This window comes from Vibrio celticus, from assembly GCF_024347335.1.
In the GTDB taxonomy this organism is placed as follows: Bacteria; Pseudomonadota; Gammaproteobacteria; order Enterobacterales; family Vibrionaceae; genus Vibrio; species Vibrio celticus.
Map to the genome: position 1 here is coordinate 2,138,688 of NZ_AP025463.1, position 22,410 is coordinate 2,161,097.

Consider the following 22,410-nt stretch of genomic DNA (forward strand, 5'->3'; position numbering starts at 1 on the left):
AGGACCCCTTCTAGGTAATGTAAACCTGGAGGGCAAATGAAACAGCTAAAACAGCAGTACCGAGAGCGCATTAAATACCAGCGCCAACACCTTTTGGATCTTTATCCGAGCGTTCGTAGTGGAACCCACAAGCACTTTTCTACCAAGCAGGAAAAGAGCTATTACTTTCTTCATAAGATTGAGTGCAGAGAGTACCCAGTTAAGCTGCGCGCACGCGAGGAAGAGCATTAGCTAACCCATGGGACGACTACCCGTCTTATGTGTATGGCCTAGCAAAAAGTTGGAAGTATAACTCGAAGCGCCAAAACCAATACTACCGATAACCCATCAAAGCTCTCAATTCTGGAGAGCTTTTTTATGCGATGTGCTCTCTCAACTCGAAGCCTAATTATTAGTAATACCATAGTGTTATTAGGTTTAAGTTATTGACTTTAATTACTAATCCTTTGTAGTTTACGCGGGTGCTTCTTAAGTGATTACCCACATCGCAAGTTGCGATGCGCAGGTTGCGATGTGAAGTTAAAACCACCTGAAATATTGCTTTCTGTAAGAAGGGGCATACGTGCTTCTGATTAACACACTATAGGGGCAGACTATTGTGTTGACTGCGCGAAGCGACACACTTTTGCCCCTAAACGTTTAGAGCATAAGAAACTATCAATAGATTAATTTGTGTGTAAGCCTGTTGCACCAGTTTTTTTAGTCCCAGATACGACAAAGCCACAGGCAATGCCTATGGCTTTGTAAACAGCTACAGAATGTTTGTCATTCAAAACGAAGAGGGAGCACATTCTGTGTGCAGCGTCGGGTGTTTTATCACCAAAGTATATGGAAGGGAAAGCACCTAGACTTATCATATGTCCTCGGTGGTCTGCTTTGCAATTAAGCCAAGTTCAATTCGATACAATTACTTCTGGCCAGACAGTAAATAGTACATCCAAGAAAAAGCAGGGATACCCGAGGCTCTCAACGTTAGTTTAAAGCTAAGAACTGTATGTGGCAAGCTTGCTTCTGCCCCAAAGTGAGCCTCCACTTACTGAAGCGTTGCAAATTGAATCTATATTAATGTCATAGAACGATTAAGTTCGTTTTGGGACATTTGTTAGGGAAAGGGGGGACCTCAAAAAAACACAATAAATTTGAGACTACAACTGGACAACTTTGGATCTTGGCGACTACTTTGGTAGAGGAGCCAAATTGTGTCGTATTGGATAATAAACCCTTTGTTAGGAATCTATCCCATGCAACGACACGGAAGTTTTGCGAGACTGCTCGCCTTTAACATCATTATTCTTTTCGGCTTTATGACCCTTATCGGGTGCTCATCGACTACAAACACTAAACCTTTCTTGGCCTTTCAGAACTCAGCCGAATCCCTTAGAGATGGTTCAGATGCGGCGATAGATTTATTGATCCCAATGACCGCAGCGCGTTTTGAAGCTGACAAAAGCTCAACAATGGCTCAGTTTATGGACGCTCATGAAATTATAGTGGATAAGACTAAGGGAACTGATGTAATTGAAAAGGCGCCTCTCTATCTTGAACAAGAACGCTTCAAGCTCGGTCTATATGAAATGAACAACACGATGGTTGGCTATGCTAATGTGTTGCTTACATTGTCAGGTAAGGATGCCATGAGTGAGGATGAGTTTACTAAAAAGGTCAATGAACTCAATGCGAATGGCTTTGCTGCTTATCTTGCACTTAAGGGTGAACCCAAAGATGAAAATGCTCATTCACAAGCGGCAGAGAACAGCGGCATATTTTCGACTGCTGCGGTTCTAGCGTTCGATATCTATCTCGAAGGCAAGAAGGACTCAGAATTGATTGCTGCGTTGGAAGAGAACCAGAGCCAGATAGAGTTGTTTTCAGGTAGTTTCATCAGTGCTATTGGGGTGATAGAAGTTAGCCTGGAGAATGAATACAATCAACGTGTCGGCACTTTTTCAGATCTATTTGTTGAAAGTCGGAGCGCTGCGACGAAACAGTACATGGCGCTCAACCGTACATATTATGCCCAACTTAACAGTCTCAAGGCGCTTCGTCACTCCGCAGAATCGTTCCCCAAAGCTCATTCTCAATTGGTAACAGCAGTAAAATCACCGGGCGAACCCATGACTGCTGTACTAACGATGATGAACTACGGTAAGCAATTGAAGACGATCGCGGATGACGCGAAAAAAACCAATGAACAGCTATTACTCGAGCGCAACTTGGAGCCTGCACAGGCACAGGTGGACGTTTTGAACGCAGAGTCAATCGCGGCAAATCATGAGTATGCCAAGGTGCAGGTACAAGCAGTCGCTGCACGAATAGCCGCTGATTCTAATCCTAGCGATGTTGAGAAGACCAAAGTCGCTGGGGAGCTAGAGAAGAAAGCACTAGATTTGAAGGTCGTTGCCGAACAGAAAGCAACGGCAGCACAAAAGATGCGCGAAGCAGTCGATGCGCTTATAACCGCTTCAGCGGCCACTTTGAACTGATACCTGTATATTAAGGAAAGCGCACTATGGATCTAGTAAAGAAAAAGCAGCTGATTAGCGACATGAATGATGCTTACTCCAAATTAAATTACATCGTGGTCGATCTGTACACGGTTTTAGAGGATGCAAAAAAAGAGCAGGATGCAGACAAGGCCAAAAAGATGGCTCAAGCGAAGCAAGACCTCATTACAGTGAAGGGTAAGCGCACCGAACTAGGTAGCGCGATTGATGAATTGATTGCAAGTACCATGCGTGATTGGTTGCTAGATGCTAAAACGATTACGGCGGGTATCAAGACTTCCACGTCCAAACTCAATCAGATCGAGAAGAATATTGAGCAGCGCAATCAAGTTGCAGACAACGTTATTGGCGTGTTGGGTGTGGTCGATGACCTTGTTAGTCTAATCGCTAAAATCGTTTAGGTGTGACAGCACAAAGTAAGATAGCCGTCAATGACGTTAGAAAAGGACTATTATTTGCTATATCAATACTCCGCAAGAATGGAGACAGTTGAGCGCAGCATTAAGGGTGGCATTTTTAATGATCCCAACAGCCATCCGCATGTACTTGGTATCACAATATTTTAGGCTGATCCGTCAGCTTTGGCCATGCATTTGGTGATTTTGGACCCATTGCTGAAATCGCTTAACAGGTAATCTTCACGGATCCAGTCCTGATGCTTGGCCGATACCAAAACTCTACTGCGAAAAGTGAATCCCTTATTGTCGAAGACAAAATATGACAAGTCATTTTAATGGAAAGTTAACAGTTGGCCGTCGATTCGCTATTATACGGCAACCATTAATTTCCACTTAATGAGGCGTTGATATGACCCCCACTGTCAATTAAAAACGTAGAAGTTTCTCTCCTGTATTATCAGAGCTTTTCTTGTTGCTTAGGGGATAGTGTTACCGCATAGATGAAGCAAGTAATGTCGTCGGTTCTCATGCTGATATACGTGGATTGCTCATCGTTTGATGAGTAGAGCCTACCTTACTTGTTCCGTCGTGGCACCTGTCTTCAGTCTATGCTCGTGGTTCAAAATAGCCGAAGCTATATTGCCGTCCTAACGCCGTCGGTGTTTGTGCCACTCCCGATGCTTTATCCAATGCGATAACACTAATTCTTTCTTCATGCCGGTAATCGAGCGATTCGAGTTTTAGGATCCACATCGCTGACGACAACTTCACGAGCAATCGCCCAGATGTAAGCGATCATCTCTCTAGCGATGGCGACCACAACGACATTTCGGTGTTTACCTTTTTGTAGCAGTCGTTGGTAACGACGACATAGCCTTTGCTGGGCCTGCCAAGCGATATCGACGATCTCTTTAGGCAGTCCTTCTTGCCTTAGTTGGAGCTCTACAGAGATGTTCGCTTTGTGCTTATAGGTATGTGCGCCTTCGACCAGCAACCGTCTGGCCCGACTGTTGCCACACTTTGTTAAGCTGCCACGACGAGTTTTACCTCCACTAGAGTTTTCAGTTGGAACGAGTCCGAGGTAAGCCATAAGCTTTCTTGGATGATCAAATCGTCGTAAGTCACCCAGTTCGGCTATTGTGCCGAGTGCTACGAGTAACCTGACGCCACGCATAGCTTGAATGGCTTTCACCACAGGATAGTATCGCCAGTTTTTGACCTGATGGAGTAGTTCATTATCGAGTCGTTGAAGCCGTTGCATTCGCTCATTGATGGTAATGATCATCTCTTGTAAAACGATTTGCTGACTATGATGAGGAAGAATGAGGTCGGTTAGCCACCGTAGATGCTTTTTAGACCAGTTATCATTCACCGTCGCTTGGATATTATTGCGAAGAAGAAAGCCTTTGAGTTGGAATTTTGCGTCTTTGAGATCTTTCATTGCGGTTTCTCTGGCACGCGAGAGGTCTCGAATGGCTTCATCTTCTGCTTCCGGTACATAGATGGGTGTGAGCTCTTCGGCTTTTAACAGCTTGGCGAGCTTTGCAGCGTCTCGTTTGTCGGTTTTAACTCTATCGCCTGGTTTTTAGGTATAAGTGATGGAGCGACGACATAGCAGCAGTGTCCAAGGCTCGTCATCAAGCGATAAGTCCAGTAACCACATGGTCCTGCTTCATAAACAAAGTGCAGAGTGGCTTTGGGATACTTAGATTGCAGCTGTTTGGCCAATTTAATCAACGCGGACTTATTCGATTTAATACGGCCAAGGTGTAGTGGATTTGCCCCACGATGTTCTTGTAATACAGTGACTTGAATAAATGACTTATGCGTATCTAAGCCAATAAAAATTATGCTATCTTTATTCATGCTAGCCTCCAAATTTAGTTGTTTGACGCACTAATTATGGCTCTGGCTTTAAGCTAACCCACGATATTGGAGGCTAGCACCTTTCGTGGGGGTCATTATGTCTATGCCATAGGAGAATTATAGTGGAAGAAAAAGCAAGAACAACGATTGCTCTATCCATTGTTGGCCTGTATGCAACTGTAGTCCTAGTTATGTTGTTCTGGTCTCTTTTTCATACTGATGGTGATATTTCCGCTTTCTTTGAAAATTTGAACAAAGCGAACTTCCTGCTTGGCCCGGTTGGTTTCGTTATGGGCTACTACTTCAAGAACGGGGAGAGTAACAATGAAAATCTTTGATTCAATATTGTTGCTATTGCTGGTTGCTTACTTATCTGGCTGTGCAGGTCTGGCTGTAAAAAATTCAGACCCTTTTGAGCTTCAATTTGAGCCGATAGCAAGTGCTGGTGGCAGCAAAAGTGAATATTTATCTAAAGCCATGCGCACATTAGAAGATTCCGGATACTCTGTAACTCCAAGTGAGGTTTTTTTTACGGCGACTACCTTACCAAAGAAGCTGGGGACCCAACGCTGGAGAGCAAATGGAGAAAAGTGGCGCATCCAATATCAACTGAGCATCCAAATAATCGAAGATGACAATGACACGCTGTATTGGAAATTGAGTCACAAAATCATAGGTAAACGGTCTGGTCGAGAACCACGACTTTTCTACCCAGAAGATTTTGAAGTGACTGAAGAAATGATCAATGTAGTACATCAAAAAATGTCCATTGCGTTTAGGCGTCAGGCATAACAAGGCAAGCAAGAAGGACGCGCTAAAGCGCGCCTCTTCTTGCGGCGTTAAATGTGATCTGTTCCATTCACGCAGGACACCAAGTTAATGACTTTCCATACCTGTAATTATTCATGAATTGCTAGGGCGTGTTGATCTTTCGTGAGTGTTTTTTGAACAGCATGGTAAAGAGTTATAATTTGCTTCGCCAAAAGTAAAACCATAACCAATACCATGCCAAGAACAATGCTAACTGATATTCGCTGGGAACTGCTACTCCAAGTTATGAAAAGTACAGGTCGTATTTACGATAAAACTGAACATCGAATGACATTTGAAGGAATACTTTATCGAATGAGAACAGGTATTCCTTGGCGAGATCTACCCTCTGAGTTCGGAGAGTGGAGTACCGTTTACAGACGATTTAATCTTTGGTCAAAGAAAGGGATTTTAGATAATCTTTTCAAAAGCTTATCTAACATGGCTGATTTTGAATGGGTATTTCTTGATGGCTCTATAGTTAGAGCACATCAGCATAGTACAGGTGCAGCTACTGAAAGTTCAGAGCAAATAGGAAAAAGTCGCGGGGGCAACTCAACCAAAATTCACTTAGCCGTAGATAGTGGTGGCCTGCCGATTTGCTTTGATTTATCAGAGGGACAACGCCACGATATAGTGCATGCCGAAAGCTTAGTTGAGCAACTCGATGAAGTTAATACCATCGTTTGTGATAAAGGATATGACAGCGAACCTTTCCGTATTTTTGTTAAGGAACGTGGCGGAGAAACGGTAATTGCTAAACGCAATTACGGACAAGATATAGACAAAGACAGTATGGATTGGTGTTTATACAAGTATCGTCACTTGGTCGAAAATGCCTTTGGGAGAATTAAGCATTATCGAGCTATTTCAAGTAGATATGACAAGCTAGAAAGGAATTATGCCAGCATGTTATCGCTGGCATTCATGTTAATGTGGCTACCGATGTATTGTTGAACGCGAAATGTACAGCAAAGATCAACACGCCCTAATTTAGCAAGACCACTGACACAGAAATGTCCAATTGTGAGTTTCAGAGCCCGTAAGTCCCCTTGTGCAAACTAAAACATACAAGCATCTTCAAGGTCGAGTTCAAAATCAACGGGCGGTAGGTTTACTAAGTGCTTGTTCGCTGCGTTTAGCAGTTCGACTTTCGCGGGCTTCCCTACTTCGTTTGTGTAGATAGTCGCTAAGTACAGCTTGTCTGAATGGTGGAACGCATCGTGAAAGCTCATTTCTTTGTTTAGCAAGCTGGCTAGCAATGGTTTGGTTACCGGAATATAAGCCCACTTAATGCACTGGCCGTTGTCGTAATCCCCACTCCAATACACCATAAACCTTTGGGTATTTTCATTCTTAACCGTGAAGCACTTCGGCCCTAAGACGTCTTGATACACTTCCAGTAGTTCCAATTTACCTAGCTGTGTGCCTGTTGGGAGTAAGTTCATTGCTCGTTCCTCATCTTTTTAACGTTGCCTATCAAACCTTGCCTATAATCCCATAGTTATATACTGTTTTTATATACAGTTATTTAGGCGTATTTTGATATGCCGGTTCGAAATCGAAAAGGCGGCAGCAACAATCCATGAGGAAGACGGTGGTTTCGCCGATCTTTAAGCCACGAAAACGTTTGTCTTCATTAAGTTCTAACGTATAACGATTAATTACACTTCAGCCCTTGTTTAACCTTTTATTGCCTCCATATTTTCCATACAATCCTAAGCGATTATAAATAAAAACAATTTCAATTTCGGAGTCCTCATGAGCGACGTAAAGCACTGTAATTTATTGATTCTTGGTTCTGGCCCTGCTGGCTATACAGCTGCAGTTTACGCTGCTCGTGCAAACCTAAACCCAGTTCTGGTTACTGGTATGCAGCAAGGTGGTCAGCTTACAACCACAACCGAGGTGGAAAACTGGCCGGGTGATGCTGAAGGTTTAACGGGTCCAGCTCTAATGGATCGCATGAAAGAACACGCAGAGCGCTTTGAAACAGAGATCCTGTTCGACCACATTAACGAAGTAGACCTTTCAAACCGCCCTTTCCGTCTTAAAGGCGATTCTGGCGAGTACACGTGTGATGCATTGATCATCTCAACAGGTGCATCAGCTAAGTACCTAGGTTTAGATTCTGAAGAAGCATTCAAAGGCCGCGGCGTTTCTGCTTGTGCAACGTGTGACGGTTTCTTCTACCGCAACCAGAAAGTTGCAGTTGTGGGTGGTGGTAACACCGCTGTTGAAGAAGCACTTTACCTATCTAACATCGCGTCTGAAGTTCACCTAGTTCACCGCCGTGACACGTTCCGCGCTGAAAAGATCCTAGTGAAACGTTTGATGGACAAAGTAGAGAACGGCAACATTGTTCTTCACACTGATCGCACACTAGACGAAGTTCTAGGCGACGATATGGGCGTAACGGGCGTTCGCATTAAAGATACTCAGTCTGACAAAACGGAAGATATCGAAGTAATGGGCGCATTCATTGCTATCGGTCACCAACCAAACACTGAAATCTTCAAAGGCCAAGTGGACATGAAAGATGACTACATCATCGTTCAGTCTGGTCTTGAAGGTAACGCAACGCAAACCAGCATCCCAGGCGTGTTCGCTGCAGGTGATGTAATGGACCACAACTACCGCCAAGCAATCACTTCTGCTGGTACAGGTTGTATGGCTGCACTGGATGCTGAACGCTTCCTAGATGGCCTTAACGATAAGTAAATCTGAGATTGCAGATTTGATTATCGGTGCTCTCGCCTCAGTAGATGCAGGGCGTCATCACATTTTGTTGTAAATCCCTAGAGCCCAGTGGTATATCCACTGGGCTTTCTTTTGTATACTAGCCGCCCTCAACAAATAATAATTATCATTAAGCCTTCATAATGGATAAGAAAAAACAACGCAGCTTGAACAAGTGGCTTAAGCAACAGAGTAAGTTAGCGAAACGCTGGCTTATGATTGCGATTAGCCTTGGCGTACTTTCAAGCGTGTTCTTAATTGCTCAAGCAGCTCTTCTCGCCTCTATTCTTCACCAGCTGATCATCGAGAACGTCGATAAATCTGAACTGGTTGGTCATTTCGCAGGCTTGGCATTATCGGTCGTTGGCCGTGCTGGCTGTACATGGGGACGTGAAATCGCAGGTTATCGCTGTGGTGAACAGATCCGTGTCTATATAAGGCAACTCATCCTTGATAAGTTACGTGAGCTAGGCCCAGCTTACATTAAAGGCAAACCTGCCGGTACGTGGGCAACCCTGTTGCTAGAACAAGTAGAAGACATGCAAGACTTCTTCTCTCGTTACTTACCTCAGATGTCTCTGTCGGTAATGATTCCATTCATTATTTTGGTTGTGGTGTTCCCTGTTAACTGGGCAGCAGGTCTGATCTTCTTGCTGACTGCGCCACTGGTGCCGATGTTCATGGCATTGGTTGGTATGAAAGCAGCCGATGCAAACCGTAAAAACTTCAAAGCGCTTCAGCGTCTTTCAGGTCACTTTTACGACCGTTTGCAGTCAATGACAACCATCCGTCTATTTGATCGTACCAACGCTGAAACAGAAGTATTGAAAGGTGCATCTGAAGTGTTCAGAACGCGTACTATGGATGTATTGAAGATCGCTTTCTTGTCTTCTGCTGTGCTTGAGTTCTTCACGTCGATCTCTATCGCAATGACAGCGGTTTACTTTGGTTTCACCTACATCGGTGAGCTTAACTTCGGTCACTACGGCGCAGGCATTACGCTATTCGCAGGTTTGTTTATCCTTATCTTGGCGCCAGAGTTTTACCAACCTCTGCGTGACTTAGGTACTTTCTACCATGCGAAACAACAAGCGGTTGGCGCAGCCGAAAGTATTGTCGAGTTCCTAGAAACAGACATCACTAAGGTTAAATCAGGCGACACTCAGCTCGATCCGGCTCAAGGCATCAATATTGAAGCTCAAGATCTAAAAGTGTTGAGCCCTGAAGGTGTTCAATTGGTTGGCCCTATCTCGTTTGCGCTTAACACTCGTCAATCGACTGCGTTAGTTGGCCCAAGTGGTGCGGGTAAAACAAGTTTGATCAACGCTATTCTTGGTTTCATGCCTTATGAAGGAAGCTTGAAAATCAATGGCGTTGAACTGCGTGACTTAGACTTAGCCTCTTGGCGTAAAACCATTAGCTGGGTTGGTCAAAACCCATTGTTGTTGCACGGCAGTATTCGTGACAACGTCACTCTAGGTAAGCATGATATTGCTGACCAAGTTGTCGAAAATGCACTTGAGCAATCATTTGCTAGCGAGTTCGTTAACGAGCACGGCTTGGATTACATGATTTCTGATCGCTCTGGCGGCCTGTCTGTTGGTCAATCTCAGCGTTTGGCACTAGCTCGCGCAATGCTCCAAGACGGCCAATTCTGGTTGCTAGATGAACCAACAGCCAGCCTAGATACTCGTAGTGAACAGTTAGTGATGAAAGGCATCAATAGCAACATTGAAAGCCGCACTGCCCTACTTGTGACGCACCAACTCGCTCCTCTTAAATCAGTCGATAATATTCTGGTGATGCGCGATGGTGGTCTGGTTGAACAAGGTCATTACTCTCAGCTTTCGACTGCGGGTGGTTTGTTTGAAGAGATGCTGAACGCGAACTTAGCTCAACAAGACAATAAGGGTAATTTAGATGCGTGATTTACTGCCTTACCTGAAACTCTATAAAAAGCATTGGTTTGGCCTATCGCTAGGCATGCTATTGGCTTTTGCTACTCTGTCGGCCTCTATCGGCTTGTTAACGCTATCAGGCTGGTTCATTTCAGCTTCTGCGGTTGCAGGCCTTACGATTGCACGTGAAACCTTCAACTACATGCTACCGGGTGGCGGCGTACGTGGTTTGGCGATGAGCCGTACTGCGGGTCGTTGGGGGGAACGTGTTGTCAGCCACAATGCAACATTCAAGCTATTAACTGATCTACGTATCTTCTTCTTCAAGAAACTGGCTCCGCTGATCCCAGGTCGTATTTCGAACCTTCGTGATGCTGACCTTCTCAACCGTTTGGTTGCTGATGTTGATGCCATGGATCACGTGTACTTGCGCTTAGTAAGCCCTGTAACAGTTGGTGTGTTTGGGATTTTCTTCCTGACTCTATTCTTGATGTGGTTCGATAGTTCGCTTGGTTTGATCTTGGGTTCTATCCTTCTGATCATGCTGCTAGTTTGGCCTGTCTTGTTCTACAAGCTGGGTAAGCGTAACGGCGGCGAACTGACACAGAACAAAGCTGATCTTCGTGTGACTACGCTAGATTGGATTGAAGGCTACAGCGAACTGACTCTATTCGGTGCAGAAGAGCGTTACCGTAATGCAATTCTAGAAACGCAACGCAAGCTGATGGCGAATCAGTTTGTGAATGCCAACCTAACCGGTATGGCGTCAGCAGCACTGATGCTGTTCAACGGTTTGACGCTTGTTCTTATGCTTTGGCTTGCGGCTGACGGTGTGGGTGGTAATGCACCAGACCCGTTCATCGCGCTAATGGCATTCGCAACCATGGCAAGTTTTGAACTGCTGATGCCTATCGCAGGCGCGTTCCAGCATTTAGGTCAAACCCTGTCTTCTGCTCGTCGCTTGAACGAAGTGATTCTGTCGGAACCTGAAGTTCAGTTTGCTGAAGAGAAACTCGACATCAACAAGCCGCTTGATATTACGTTCTCAAACGTGACGTTCAACTACCCTGACTCTGAGCGCAATGTTCTGAACGCTGTTGACCTAACGATTCCTGCCACGCACAAGGTTGCGATTGTGGGTCAAACGGGTTCTGGTAAATCGACTCTGATTCAGCTTCTGACTCGCTACTGGGATCCTAAAAAGGGCTACATCTCAATCGCGGGCATTGAACTGACGCAGTGGAATGAATCACAGCTTCGTGAATCAATCAGTGTAGTAAGCCAACGTGTCGACATTCTAAATGGTACTTTGCGTGACAACTTGTTGATTGCAAAACCAGAAGCGACCGATGATCACTTAGCGAACATCCTTAAAGACGTTGGTCTAGAAAAGTTGCTTGAGAATAACGCACTTGATAGCTGGTTAGGTGACGGTGGTCGTCAACTGTCTGGTGGTGAGAAGCGCCGTATTGGTATTGCACGTGCAATCCTTCATGATGCCCCTATCCTGCTTCTTGATGAGCCTACAGAAGGCTTAGATAAGCAAACTGAACAGAGCATCATGGCACTGTTCGAGAAGCACTTCGAAGGCAAGACGGTTATCTTCATTACGCACCGCTTGATTGGTCTGGAATCTATGGATTCTATCGTTCTGATTGAACAAGGCGAGATTGTTGAAAACGGCTCTCATGAGAAGCTGTTAAACGAAGAAGGTCGTTATTTCCAACTTCGTCAGGCAATCTAGCTTCTCCTTAAGCTATAAAGAAAACCATTCAAAGCCCGAGCTCATGCTCGGGCTTTTTGTTGTCTGTGATTCTAGGGCGTGTTGATCTTTGCTGTACATTTCGCGTTCAACAATACATCGGTAGCCACATTAACATGAATGCCAGCGATAACATGCTGGCATAATTCCTTTCTAGCTTGTCATATCTACTTGAAATAGCTCGATAATGCTTAATTCTCCCAAAGGCATTTTCGACCAAGTGACGATACTTGTATAAACACCAATCCATACTGTCTTTGTCTATATCTTGTCCGTAATTGCGTTTAGCAATTACCGTTTCTCCGCCACGTTCCTTAACAAAAATACGGAAAGGTTCGCTGTCATATCCTTTATCACAAACGATGGTATTAACTTCATCGAGTTGCTCAACTAAGCTTTCGGCATGCACTATATCGTGGCGTTGTCCCTCTGATAAATCAAAGCAAATCGGCAGGCCACCACTATCTACGGCTAAGTGAATTTTGGTTGAGTTGCCCCCGCGACTTTTTCCTATTTGCTCTGAACTTTCAGTAGCTGCACCTGTACTATGCTGATGTGCTCTAACTATAGAGCCATCAAGAAATACCCATTCAAAATCAGCCATGTTAGATAAGCTTTTGAAAAGATTATCTAAAATCCCTTTCTTTGACCAAAGATTAAATCGTCTGTAAACGGTACTCCACTCTCCGAACTCAGAGGGTAGATCTCGCCAAGGAATACCTGTTCTCATTCGATAAAGTATTCCTTCAAATGTCATTCGATGTTCAGTTTTATCGTAAATACGACCTGTACTTTTCATAACTTGGAGTAGCAGTTCCCAGCGAATATCAGTTAGCATTGTTCTTGGCATGGTATTGGTTATGGTTTTACTTTTGGCGAAGCAAATTATAACTCTTTACCATGCTGTTCAAAAAACACTCACGAAAGATCAACACGCCCTAGTCTCGAGCAGCTCAAACAAATAACCACCGCCAATCACTTATTGCTTATTTGTAAGCACTATTAATACATTACTTACAAAAGCTTACTAAGAGCAAATGCCATTTCTTGTAACATGCTGGCTTTATAGCTTGCAGATAACTTGGTCCCCTATGGTACACAAACTCACAATTCCAACTCTAGTTCTGACTACGATGCTCACTGCATGCGGCGGCAGCGACAGCAATAACACGAGCGCATCAAAGAATGTCATCGACGCATCAAGCGCTAGCTCAGTGGTTAGCTTAGGAAGTAATTACTCACTGCAATTCAGCGTGAAATCGATTGCTGCGGGTACAGACAAGAACGTGAACATTGATATTACTCAGTATGGTAATAATCTAAAATCTAGCGGCAGCTTCGCACAAATTCACGGCGTTCCTGAGCGCAACTACAAAACCCAAAACGATGCTGATATTACCTTTTCTGTAACAGTAACAAACTCAGCGGGTAAAACGTTTAACGTTGAAAATTTCGATATTTACTACGAAAACTTTAACGCAACAAAGACACCTGAAAAGCTTGCTATCGCTGAGGTTGAAAACGACATAAACAACGTCATTCGATGGAAAAAATCGGACACCGTGACCATCAATAAGCAATTCATTATTGATAACAGCGGCATAAAATTTAATATCGACCAAATGAGGCCAATGAACCTCTACGTTCGAGTTGGCAACACTCTGAGCAATGGCATTCAATTTGTTCCATCCTTTGCTCAAAGCGCCTCAGAGACATTCTCACGTGTGCCTACAGCTGACTGTTCTGTTATCTCAAATACAACGGGGGAGCTGCTTACAAATGGCATCAAGCAACGAACTTGCGTAGAAGCTCATGGCTATAAGATCCCACTATTAATTGAAGACAAATCTGCAAACAATTCGGAAGCAAAGGTCGCTCACGTTAAGAACATCATGGAGCACTACCTTGATAGCTTCCCTGCTGAAGTGACTAAGGCAATTTACGACAGCAAAGCGACCATGGGATTCTTTTACGATGAAGATTGGTCTGACAGAGATGGCGGTGACTTCTTAGATGAAAATTACCGTTTCCAAGATCTGTTCGCGACTGAAACTACTGACATAACAACAGGCGAGAATAAACCGGATCTAGTCACTCAAAGAGACGCTGCGTTTGAAGAGATCATTCACTTTGTACACGATTACGGTGTGATGAACCTAGCGGTGCAATCATCTTCATCGAAATGGGGTGTGATGCAGAAGGAGTTAGATGAACTGAATGAGAAAGCGATTCTTGCCGGCTCTTACTTTCCAAACGGTAAAGACTCGACGATTGTTGAAGCTGATTTAGACGCTGAGTCATACGACCAAGAGTACCTAGCCTATTCTCTGTATGCCTACTATGACCTGAACTATAAGGGTTACAACGCGCAAGAGTTAAGTTCTGCAACCTTCACAGAGCTACAAGCGAACGACCCTGCGATGGTGAAATTTATGGAGCAGTACTTCCCGACTCGTGCGGCCCTTAAAGCTAAGTTTCCAGGTTACCCGAATAACTAGTTTGAGTTCATAACTCTAACTAGCACGCACAAAAAAGCCGAATGTGATATTCACATTCGGCTTTCAAATTATCGGTTACAGCTTGAAGCGGCTGATTTCGCTCTCTAGCTCGTGAGACAGCTCAGAAAGTTGCGCGGCTTGCTCTGCAGCTTGGTGCGCTTCGTCTGCTAGCTCGTTAGATACGTCACGGATTCCCTCAGTGTTACGAGTAATCTCAGACGTTACTGACGCTTGCTCTTCTGCAGCAGAAGCAATCTGTGTTGCCATGTCGCTGATGCGTTCAACAGCAGCATGGATTTGCGTTAGGCTTGCAGCCGCTGAGTTCGCGTCATCAACACTGGTTTCAGCAAGACTACGGCTATCGTTCATGATGCTAACCGCTTTGCCTGTTGTACCTTGTAGCAACTCAATAGTTTGCTGAATCTCTTGCGTTGAACCGTGTGTTCGTTGGCTCAGAACTCGAACTTCATCCGCAACTACTGCGAAACCACGACCTTGCTCACCGGCACGTGCAGCTTCAATAGCGGCATTAAGTGCAAGTAGGTTCGTTTGTTCTGCAATACCTTGAATGTTAGACAAGATAGCGTTGATGCTGTTGCCGTGCTCTTCAAGCTCGAGAATCACGTTGGTTGCGATTTGAACTTCTTGAGCAAGGTTTTGGATAGAGCTTTGAGTCTGTGTTACTTGACCAGTACCGTGCTCACACGCGCCAACCGCTTCAGATGAGTTCTGTGCAGTGTGGTCCGCGTTACCTGCGATCTCTTGTGTTGCTGCAGCCATTTCGTTAACGGCTGTTGCTACCATGTTGATCTCGTCTTGTTGCATTTGGATACGAGCACTACGTTCTTCAGCTTGAGAAGCCGTTTGACGCGCTTGGTTGCCCAGCGCAGCAGATACTTCGCTTAGCTTGATCACCATGGTGTGCATGTTGCCCACAAAACGGTTGAAGTTTGCAGCAAGTTGACCAATTTCGTCGTCGCTCTTAGGCTCAAGACGTTGAGTAAGGTCGCCCTCACCTGAAGCAATTTCTTCAAGTGCTGCTGAAACGCGGTTTAGGTCGCGGAATAGGAAGCTTACTAACCAAGACACAAGTACGATTACGATGAGCGTAATAATGACAGCAGTGATGATCAGCTGAGTAAGTAGCGTTGAGTGGTTCGCTTCTTCTGTTGCTTTGTCCATCTGAACCGCGAAGATCCAGTTAGTGTTAGGCACCTTCGTGAAGTAAAGCAGCTTGTCAGCGCCGCGCTCTTTGATGATCTCGATGCTCCCCGTACGCACTGCGTTCTCGATGATAGGCATAGAGATATCGTTTGAAAGCTGGCTTACTGGCTTCAAGCTTAGTGCTGAATCTGGGTGCGCTAGGAATGTGCCGTCAGAGGCATCAATGAGCATTGCGTAAGCGTTGTCACCAACATCAAGGCTGATTACATCGTTAACCAATTGGTCGATAAGTACGTCTGCACCAACAACACCAACAAGTTGGCCGTTGTGGCGAACAGGTTCTGCGATGGTTACTATCAGTGCTTTAGTGATTGCATCATGGTAAGCCGTAGTAATGATTTGCTTACCTGCAGCGTTTGCTTCTTGGTACCAAGGACGTTGACGAGGATCGTAATCTGCACGATTACGTTCAGGATGTGAACGGTACATTCCACCTTCTGGCGTACCTAAAAAGATATCGTCAAAGCCACCCGCTACACGAGCTTGCTTAAGGAAAGGAACAACATCATCCTCTCGTGAAAAGTCATTAAATGCTGATGCGATATCAGTACGGATATCAATCCAGTTTTTAATACCTTCAGATGCTGCTTCAGATACGCTTTCAGCTCGTAGGTATACGTCATTACGAGTCTGTTCAAATAATTGGTTTGCTGACAACCAAGTCAACGCTGTAGCCATAACGACAACAGCAGATAGGCTAGCGCTTATCAACTTCTGCTTTAGTGTTAGTTTCATGTCAAAGTTTCACGAGTGGTGGGAAATCTCGCGCATACTACCCAATATTAGTATTAAATTCGAGCGATTTCACAATTTAATATTGGAATATAATTTTAAGCAAACCATAAGCTTACCTAATGTCAATTCCTTGGCTTGTCGCCAAATTTAAGGCGGCATTATCTCTACGGTTATTAGAATTTTTATCGCACTTCACATGTTAAAAAGAGACAAGAAAACACGGTAAAGAAGAAATAAAAAAGGCAGAAGAGTTTCCTCTTCTGCCTTCATATTATTTACCGTTCTACTGCGTATAAATTGCAGTAGATTTCAGCTTAAAAAGCCTAGCGTTTTTCTGTACGCATACCCATTAGCAAGCTCACACACATCAGTAATAGAATGATGGTGAATGGCAATGCCGTCGAGATTGCACCCGCTTGTAGAGCTTGTACTGCTTCAGTACCACCAACCCACAATAGAGCCACAGCAATCGCGCCTTCAAGGAACGCCCAGAACACACGTTGAGGCACAGGCGTATCAACTTTACCACCCGCGGTGATGCTGTCGATTACTAGAGAGCCTGAGTCAGACGATGTAATGAAGAATACTAGAACCAATACAACCGCAATGATTGAAAGCAGAGTACCGAACGGCAGTGCATCAAACATTTGGAACATTGCTAGTGATACATCTGTTAGGCCGTCTTGACCAAGAATACCAACGTTGTTCACGATTTGGTCAATCGCCATGCCGCCGAATACTGACATCCAGATGATAGTTACTGTAGTCGGTACAATCAGTACTGCTGTGATGAACTCACGAACGGTACGACCTTTAGAAACACGTGCGATAAACATACCTACGAATGGAGACCATGAGATCCACCAAGCCCAGTAGAATACAGTCCAACCGTGCATCCACGTTTCATCTTCACGACCGTGAGGGTTACTCAACGGAATGATGTTTTCAATGTACGCCATCAATGTTGTTGGGATAGAGCCTAGAGTCACCGCATAGCCGATTAGAGCCACTAAGATAAGCAGTAGGAAAGCAACCAACATGTTGATGTTACTGATAACTTTAACGCCACCATCAATACCACGAAGTACTGATACTACCGCCAATAAAGTCACCGCTGTAATCACAATAACTTGCAGACCTAAGCCCGCTTCAATACCGAATACATGCTGAATACCACTTGCCGCTTGTTGTGCACCAAGACCTAACGATGTCGCCAGACCAAATAGCGTTGCAAGTACAGCAAGAATATCAACAATGTGACCTGCCCAGCCCCAAGCTCTATCACCTAAAATTGGGTAAAAGATAGAACGGATAGAAAGAGGCAATCCCTTGTTGTAAGAGAAAAACGCAAGTGACAGTGCTACTACGCCATAAATCGCCCAAGGGTGTAGACCCCAGTGATACATGGTTGCGCCCAATGCTAGTTTTGCAGCTTCTGGTGTGTTTGGTTCAACACCTAACGGAGTTTCAAACCAACCCGTGAAGTAAGCCGCTGGCTCAGCCACACTCCAGAACATCAAGCCGATACCCATACCTGCGGCAAACAGCATCGATAGCCAAGAGAAGAATGAGTAATCTGCCGTCGCATCAACACCACCAAGGCGGATTTTGCCGTACGGAGAAACAATCAAACCTAAGCAGAAAATTACGAAAATATTACCCGACCAGATGAAAAGCCAATCAAACGAATTGATAATTTGGCCTTTAACGCCATCTAGTGCAGCCTTTGCTGAAGCGGTATCTGTAATAAGAACACCGATCAGGAACAAAGCGATAAGTCCCGCACTGATACCAAATACTGGGTTATGAACATCAAAACCCCATTTTTGGACGTTATCTTGACCGACAGTGTAATCCGTACTGTCGATACTGTATTTATCTATACCTTTAGTCATTATCCCTCTCTACGGAATACTATTAGGGTCTATTGACCTCGTATTCCTTACTTACCTGCGACTTAATTACAAACTCGAACCTACGATCCAAGTAGTACAAGCTGTTGTCACAATAATTCAAATACTTGGATGTCTGAAGTTTAGCAGGTTAACTTGTTGTTTTCAGTAAACCAGAATCGGCTCGATGGAATTTCAAACAATATTCACGTAATTACTCAAGTTTATGACGAAAAAAAGGTCGACCCTGTCGACCTTTTTATCAAAAATACTTTTAACTCAAAGCATTTTGGTGCTTAACCAATTGATTTTCAGTTCGTAAACCTAGCAATAAGCTTAGGCACATAAGCAATAATATGAAGGCAAATGGTAGCGCCATTGATACAGTTCCAGCTTGCAGTGCTTGAATAGATTCCGTACCACCAACCCACAGTAGAACCGCTGCAATCGCGCCGCCCATCAACGCCCAAAATACACGTTGTGGAACCGGTGCATCCACTTTACCGCCAGAGGTAATGCTATCGATAACCAATGAGCCTGAATCAGAAGAGGTGATAAAGAACACCATAATCAAACCAATCGATACCACTGAAAGCACAGAGCTCATTGGCAGAGCATCGTAAGTATGGAAAAGAGAAAGTGTAATATCTTGCAGACCATTCACACCAATCTCGCCCACCTTGTTCGCCACTTGATCAATCGCGATGCCACCGAAAATAGCCATCCAGATGATGATTACTGTCGTTGGGATGAACAATACAGCAACGATGAATTCACGAATCGTTCGACCTTTAGAGATACGAGCGATGAACATGCCTACGAATGGTGACCAAGACATCCACCATGCCCAGTAGAATACCGTCCAACCTTGCATCCACGTTTCGTCATCACGACCGTGAGGATTGCTTAAGGGAATGAAGTTTTCAATGTAGCCCATTAGCGCGGTTGGGATTGCTTTAATACCCGCCATGCCACCAGCGATGGTAACGAAGATAAGTAAGCCCAAAGCAACCAGCATGTTCACATTACTCAGAAGCTTTACACCACCGTTGATGCCACGAACCACGGACATTGTCGCTAAGAAAGTAACCACTGCGATAACAATCAGCTGCATGCCAATACCGCCATCGGTACCAAATACATGGTTAATACCACTTGTTGCTTGTTGAGCGCCTAAACCTAACGATGTCGCAAGGCCGAACAAGGTTGCCAGTACCGCCACTATATCAACGATATGACCAAACCAACCCCAAGTTCTGTCACCCAAGATAGGATAGAAAATCGAGCGGATTGAAAGAGGCAGACCTTTATTGAAAGTGAAGAAGGCAAGCGCTAGAGCAACAACAGCGTAAATAGACCAGCCGTGTAAGCCCCAATTGTAGATGGTTGCACCAAGTGCCAACTTAGCCGCTTCAGGAGAGTAAGCTTCAACACCTAGTGGCGTTTCATACCAGCCAGTGAAGTAAGCCACTGGCTCAGCCACACCCCAGAACATTAAGCCAATACCCATTCCTGCGGCGAATAACATCGACATCCAAGATAGGTTTGAGTGCTCTGCTTTGGCATCATTGCCACCAATACGTATATTGCCATACGGGGAGACAATGAGGGCAAAACAGAAAATTACGAAGATGTTTGCTGCCCACATGAAGAAACCATCGAAGTTACCAATGACTTTCCATTTGATTCCATCAAGCGCCGCTTTTGCGGTTTCAGGGTCTGAGACTAGAAGTGCCAACAGGAAGAGAATGATCGCCCCTGCACTGATTCCAAATACTGGGTTATGAACATCAAAACCCCATTTCTGAACGTTATCTTGTCCTACTGTATAATCGGTATTTTCAATACTATACCTATCTTTTACAGGCTCCATGCTTCCTCTCTAATTTGCAGCGCACAGTTTGCAACATTGCATTCGGCGCTTAAATTTCGAAAAGAAGAATATCAACCTGTCGCAAAAATACTAAAAAAACCTCCATAAAGGAGGCGTAAATTACACATTTAGTAATTAAATTACACATTTAGTAATTAAATTACACATTTAACGTTATTTAGCGTAAGATCAGTCCACAAGCCCGGAGCTGACCGCATATTTTGCAAGCTCTGCCGTAGAGTGAATATCGAGCTTATGCTTAATATTTTGCCTATGGGTTTCTACCGTTCGATAGCTGATATTCAGCGCCTTTGCGACCTCTTTACTGCTCTCCCCTTTTGCGACTAATTTCAGCACAGCCTCTTCACGTCTGCTCAATGGATTCTTGACCGATGGCGTAGGAGTAATCGGCTGAGTAAACAAATTCTGCGTGACTTTTTCACAGAAATAGGTCGAACCTTGATTGACCGTTTTGATTGCCTGCACCATTTTTTCAGCCGAAATCTCTTTCAACATGTAGCCGACAGCACCCGACTGCATCACCTTCATGATGTATTCACGGTTGTTATGCATGGTCAGCATCAGTACCTTGGCTTCTGGGTCTTCTTCTTTGATCAGATGGGTGGCATCAATGCCATTCATGATAGGCATGCTGATATCCATCAACACTACATCAGGGCGCAGAGACTTAACCACCTCTACCGCTTCTAGCCCATTACTGGCGGTACCTATCACGCTAATATCTGGCTCGAGTTCCAATCTCGCCATAAAGCCATCCAGTACCACTTGGTGATCATCAGCAATCACAACTCGAATAACTTCACTCATTCATTAATCCCTCTAGTGTCAGTAACACTGTAATTTCCGTTCCGAGGCCAATCTCACTCATCAGTTCAAAGTCACCACCGATGAACTCCACTCGCTCTCTCATGTTACGCAGCCCGATCCCTCGTTTTTCCATCGCTTTATAGGTGTTGAAACCGACGCCGTTATCTTGAATCAATAGCTGCAGCACATTACCAATTTGCTGCGCGATAACCGTTACTTTAGTCGCTTGCGCGTGTTTCTCGATATTATTCAGCGACTCTTGCACCACTCGATACAAGGTTGTCGCAGCCTCAGATTTCAACTTGCCCTGTTGAGTACTAAACAAGGTTTCCACTTCAATACCCGAGTGCGCCTGAAAATCTAATAACAGCGAAGACAACGCCGCTTCTAAGCCTATGTCATCCAACGAACTTGGGCGAAGTTGATGTGAAATGTGCCTCACTTCCTCGATCGCTCGCATCAGTGAATGCTGCGACTTATTCAAATGGGCTTTGAGGTCTTCATTTTGTAGCTTATTACCGAGCAGTTCTAAGTGGCAACGACTCGACACTAATAATTGGTTAATACCATCATGCAACTCACGTGCTAGATGCTTCTTCTCGTCTTCTTGGAACATCACCGTCTTATGAGCCAGTTCCTTTAGGTTGTTATCCGCAATCCGATGTTCATGCATGTTAATGGCCAAGGTCAGTACGATGATGACCGCGACTGTCACGCTCAAAATCACCACAATCGAAAAGAACGTGGTTTCAATATTATTGTTAATCGCAGCCTGCATCGAAGCCACTTCTTGGTGTACATCTTCAATATACAAGCCGGTGCCAATCATCCAGTCCCAACGCTCTAACCAAGCAGCGTAGCTCAGCTTAGACACCACTTCTCCAGTCGAGGGTTTTTGCCACAAATACTGGTGAAACCCGCCTCCGGTTTGCGCTTCTCTTAACAGAGCTTCTATCAGAAAGTCGCCATCTTCATCTTGCAGTTGGAGTAGGTTTTGGCCTATCAATTCTGGCTGAATTGGATGAACCAAATTGGTTCCGTGGCGATCGTATGCGAAGAAATACCCATCCGAGCCATATCTAAGTTTAGACAATATGGTTCGAACTTTGTTTTTGGCTTGAGCTTCTTGGATATTTGGGTCGTTATAAATGTGTTCTATGGCGTCGAACGCGAGGTCAACCGTATCTTTGAGGGCGTTTTCACGCGACTTGATTAGGCTATCTCTAAAGATCTCGACTTCTTTAGCACCTAACGTTTTAGTCTGGTGCAGCGAGATCCAACTAATACTCGCCGTTACCAGTAGCAACGGGAGCAGCGTCAGCAAAATCAGCTTGGCTTTTAGAGGCATTCCTTTCCCTCACAAAAAACGGCTTACTGAACATC

General features: G+C 44.6%; 17 protein-coding genes and 1 pseudogene. 10 read left to right on the top strand and 8 right to left on the bottom strand.

Translation table 11 applies throughout. The features are described 5' to 3' along the window. Positions 1-36 precede the first annotated feature (36 nt). The 3 genes from OCV19_RS09640 to OCV19_RS09650 all read left to right on the top strand — a co-directional run bounded on the left by OCV19_RS09640 (position 37) and on the right by OCV19_RS09650 (position 2,905). A complete protein-coding gene (locus OCV19_RS09640; protein ID WP_240508219.1) occupies positions 37-231 on the top strand; it encodes a hypothetical protein in 195 nt (64 codons plus the stop codon). Between the two features lie 1,010 nt (positions 232-1,241). Next, positions 1,242-2,483: a hypothetical protein gene (locus tag OCV19_RS09645; protein ID WP_065677690.1), complete on the top strand. Its 1,242-nt coding sequence runs from the start codon at positions 1,242-1,244 to the stop codon at positions 2,481-2,483. A 26-nt stretch (positions 2,484-2,509) separates the two neighbouring features. Next, a complete protein-coding gene (locus OCV19_RS09650; RefSeq protein ID WP_065677689.1) occupies positions 2,510-2,905 on the top strand; it encodes a hypothetical protein in 396 nt (131 codons plus the stop codon). A gap of 709 nt (positions 2,906-3,614) precedes the next feature. Here the strand turns inward: OCV19_RS09650 and OCV19_RS09655 are convergent. Further along, a pseudogene (locus OCV19_RS09655) lies at positions 3,615-4,768 on the bottom strand (IS110-like element ISVisp2 family transposase). A gap of 122 nt (positions 4,769-4,890) precedes the next feature. On the opposite strand from OCV19_RS09655, the gene OCV19_RS09660 reads away from it, so the two are divergent. The 3 genes from OCV19_RS09660 to OCV19_RS09670 all read left to right on the top strand — a co-directional run bounded on the left by OCV19_RS09660 (position 4,891) and on the right by OCV19_RS09670 (position 6,535). After that, positions 4,891-5,106 (top strand): hypothetical protein, encoded by a 216-nt coding sequence (locus tag OCV19_RS09660; RefSeq protein WP_065677688.1) that lies wholly within the window; start codon positions 4,891-4,893, stop codon positions 5,104-5,106. Continuing rightward, positions 5,093-5,560 carry a hypothetical protein gene (locus OCV19_RS09665; RefSeq protein ID WP_065677687.1) on the top strand — a complete coding sequence of 156 codons (468 nt, stop codon included), beginning with the start codon at positions 5,093-5,095 and terminating at the stop codon, positions 5,558-5,560. The genes OCV19_RS09660 and OCV19_RS09665 overlap by 14 nt, the downstream gene beginning before the upstream one ends. 213 nt (positions 5,561-5,773) lie before the next feature. After that, on the top strand, positions 5,774-6,535 hold the full coding sequence (locus OCV19_RS09670; RefSeq protein WP_086738309.1) for an IS5 family transposase: 762 nt from the start codon (positions 5,774-5,776) through the stop codon (positions 6,533-6,535). A gap of 104 nt (positions 6,536-6,639) precedes the next feature. Here OCV19_RS09670 and OCV19_RS09675 read toward each other — a convergent pair whose 3' ends face one another. Beyond that, a complete protein-coding gene (locus OCV19_RS09675; RefSeq protein ID WP_065677677.1) occupies positions 6,640-7,026 on the bottom strand; it encodes a DUF6575 domain-containing protein in 387 nt (128 codons plus the stop codon). A 313-nt stretch (positions 7,027-7,339) separates the two neighbouring features. Between OCV19_RS09675 and trxB the strand changes: the two genes are divergently transcribed. From trxB to cydC, 3 genes are all read left to right on the top strand, one after another. Continuing rightward, complete coding sequence (gene trxB, locus OCV19_RS09680; RefSeq protein ID WP_004733400.1) at positions 7,340-8,299, top strand: thioredoxin-disulfide reductase; 960 nt, start codon at positions 7,340-7,342, stop codon at positions 8,297-8,299. A gap of 161 nt (positions 8,300-8,460) precedes the next feature. Then, positions 8,461-10,245, top strand: a complete 1,785-nt coding sequence (cydD, locus tag OCV19_RS09685; RefSeq protein WP_065677678.1) for a heme ABC transporter permease/ATP-binding protein CydD — start codon at positions 8,461-8,463, stop codon at positions 10,243-10,245. Continuing rightward, a complete protein-coding gene (gene cydC, locus OCV19_RS09690) occupies positions 10,238-11,959 on the top strand; it encodes a heme ABC transporter ATP-binding protein/permease CydC (protein ID WP_065677679.1) in 1,722 nt (573 codons plus the stop codon). The genes cydD and cydC overlap by 8 nt, the downstream gene beginning before the upstream one ends. 106 nt (positions 11,960-12,065) lie before the next feature. On the opposite strand, the gene OCV19_RS09695 is transcribed toward cydC, so the two are convergent. Next, entirely contained in the window at positions 12,066-12,827 is a 762-nt protein-coding gene (locus OCV19_RS09695; RefSeq protein ID WP_086738309.1) for an IS5 family transposase, read from the bottom strand. Positions 12,828-13,068: 241 nt separating this feature from the next. On the opposite strand from OCV19_RS09695, the gene OCV19_RS09700 reads away from it, so the two are divergent. Then, a complete protein-coding gene (locus tag OCV19_RS09700; protein WP_065677631.1) occupies positions 13,069-14,475 on the top strand; it encodes a hypothetical protein in 1,407 nt (468 codons plus the stop codon). 75 nt (positions 14,476-14,550) lie between these two features. On the opposite strand, the gene OCV19_RS09705 is transcribed toward OCV19_RS09700, so the two are convergent. From OCV19_RS09705 to OCV19_RS09725, 5 genes are all read right to left on the bottom strand, one after another. Next, positions 14,551-16,434 (bottom strand): methyl-accepting chemotaxis protein, encoded by a 1,884-nt coding sequence (locus tag OCV19_RS09705; protein WP_065677630.1) that lies wholly within the window; start codon positions 16,432-16,434, stop codon positions 14,551-14,553. A gap of 323 nt (positions 16,435-16,757) precedes the next feature. Further along, positions 16,758-18,329 carry a BCCT family transporter gene (locus tag OCV19_RS09710; RefSeq protein ID WP_017060963.1) on the bottom strand — a complete coding sequence of 524 codons (1,572 nt, stop codon included), beginning with the start codon at positions 18,327-18,329 and terminating at the stop codon, positions 16,758-16,760. 271 nt (positions 18,330-18,600) lie between these two features. Then, complete coding sequence (locus OCV19_RS09715) at positions 18,601-20,199, bottom strand: BCCT family transporter (RefSeq protein ID WP_065677629.1); 1,599 nt, start codon at positions 20,197-20,199, stop codon at positions 18,601-18,603. Between the two features lie 189 nt (positions 20,200-20,388). Continuing rightward, positions 20,389-21,027, bottom strand: a complete 639-nt coding sequence (locus OCV19_RS09720) for a response regulator transcription factor (RefSeq protein ID WP_017060961.1) — start codon at positions 21,025-21,027, stop codon at positions 20,389-20,391. Continuing rightward, positions 21,020-22,375 (bottom strand): cache domain-containing protein, encoded by a 1,356-nt coding sequence (locus OCV19_RS09725; protein ID WP_048613616.1) that lies wholly within the window; start codon positions 22,373-22,375, stop codon positions 21,020-21,022. The genes OCV19_RS09720 and OCV19_RS09725 overlap by 8 nt, the downstream gene beginning before the upstream one ends. Between the last annotated feature and the right edge of the window lie 35 nt (positions 22,376-22,410).

Excerpts from the sequence above, each read along its gene's own strand:
- OCV19_RS09640 (WP_240508219.1), top strand. The coding sequence starts at position 37 with ATGAAACAGCTAAAACAGCAGTACCGAGAGCGCATTAAATACCAGCGC.
- OCV19_RS09645 (WP_065677690.1), top strand. The coding sequence starts at position 1,242 with ATGCAACGACACGGAAGTTTTGCGAGACTGCTCGCCTTTAACATCATT.
- OCV19_RS09650 (WP_065677689.1), top strand. The coding sequence starts at position 2,510 with ATGGATCTAGTAAAGAAAAAGCAGCTGATTAGCGACATGAATGATGCT.
- OCV19_RS09665 (WP_065677687.1), top strand. The coding sequence starts at position 5,093 with ATGAAAATCTTTGATTCAATATTGTTGCTATTGCTGGTTGCTTACTTA.
- OCV19_RS09670 (WP_086738309.1), top strand. The coding sequence starts at position 5,774 with ATGCCAAGAACAATGCTAACTGATATTCGCTGGGAACTGCTACTCCAA.
- OCV19_RS09675 (WP_065677677.1), bottom strand. The coding sequence starts at position 7,026 with ATGAACTTACTCCCAACAGGCACACAGCTAGGTAAATTGGAACTACTG.
- trxB (WP_004733400.1), top strand. The coding sequence starts at position 7,340 with ATGAGCGACGTAAAGCACTGTAATTTATTGATTCTTGGTTCTGGCCCT.
- cydD (WP_065677678.1), top strand. The coding sequence starts at position 8,461 with ATGGATAAGAAAAAACAACGCAGCTTGAACAAGTGGCTTAAGCAACAG.
- cydC (WP_065677679.1), top strand. The coding sequence starts at position 10,238 with ATGCGTGATTTACTGCCTTACCTGAAACTCTATAAAAAGCATTGGTTT.
- OCV19_RS09695 (WP_086738309.1), bottom strand. The coding sequence starts at position 12,827 with ATGCCAAGAACAATGCTAACTGATATTCGCTGGGAACTGCTACTCCAA.
- OCV19_RS09700 (WP_065677631.1), top strand. The coding sequence starts at position 13,069 with ATGGTACACAAACTCACAATTCCAACTCTAGTTCTGACTACGATGCTC.
- OCV19_RS09705 (WP_065677630.1), bottom strand. The coding sequence starts at position 16,434 with ATGAAACTAACACTAAAGCAGAAGTTGATAAGCGCTAGCCTATCTGCT.
- OCV19_RS09710 (WP_017060963.1), bottom strand. The coding sequence starts at position 18,329 with ATGACTAAAGGTATAGATAAATACAGTATCGACAGTACGGATTACACT.
- OCV19_RS09715 (WP_065677629.1), bottom strand. The coding sequence starts at position 20,199 with ATGGAGCCTGTAAAAGATAGGTATAGTATTGAAAATACCGATTATACA.
- OCV19_RS09720 (WP_017060961.1), bottom strand. The coding sequence starts at position 21,027 with ATGAGTGAAGTTATTCGAGTTGTGATTGCTGATGATCACCAAGTGGTA.
- OCV19_RS09725 (WP_048613616.1), bottom strand. The coding sequence starts at position 22,375 with ATGCCTCTAAAAGCCAAGCTGATTTTGCTGACGCTGCTCCCGTTGCTA.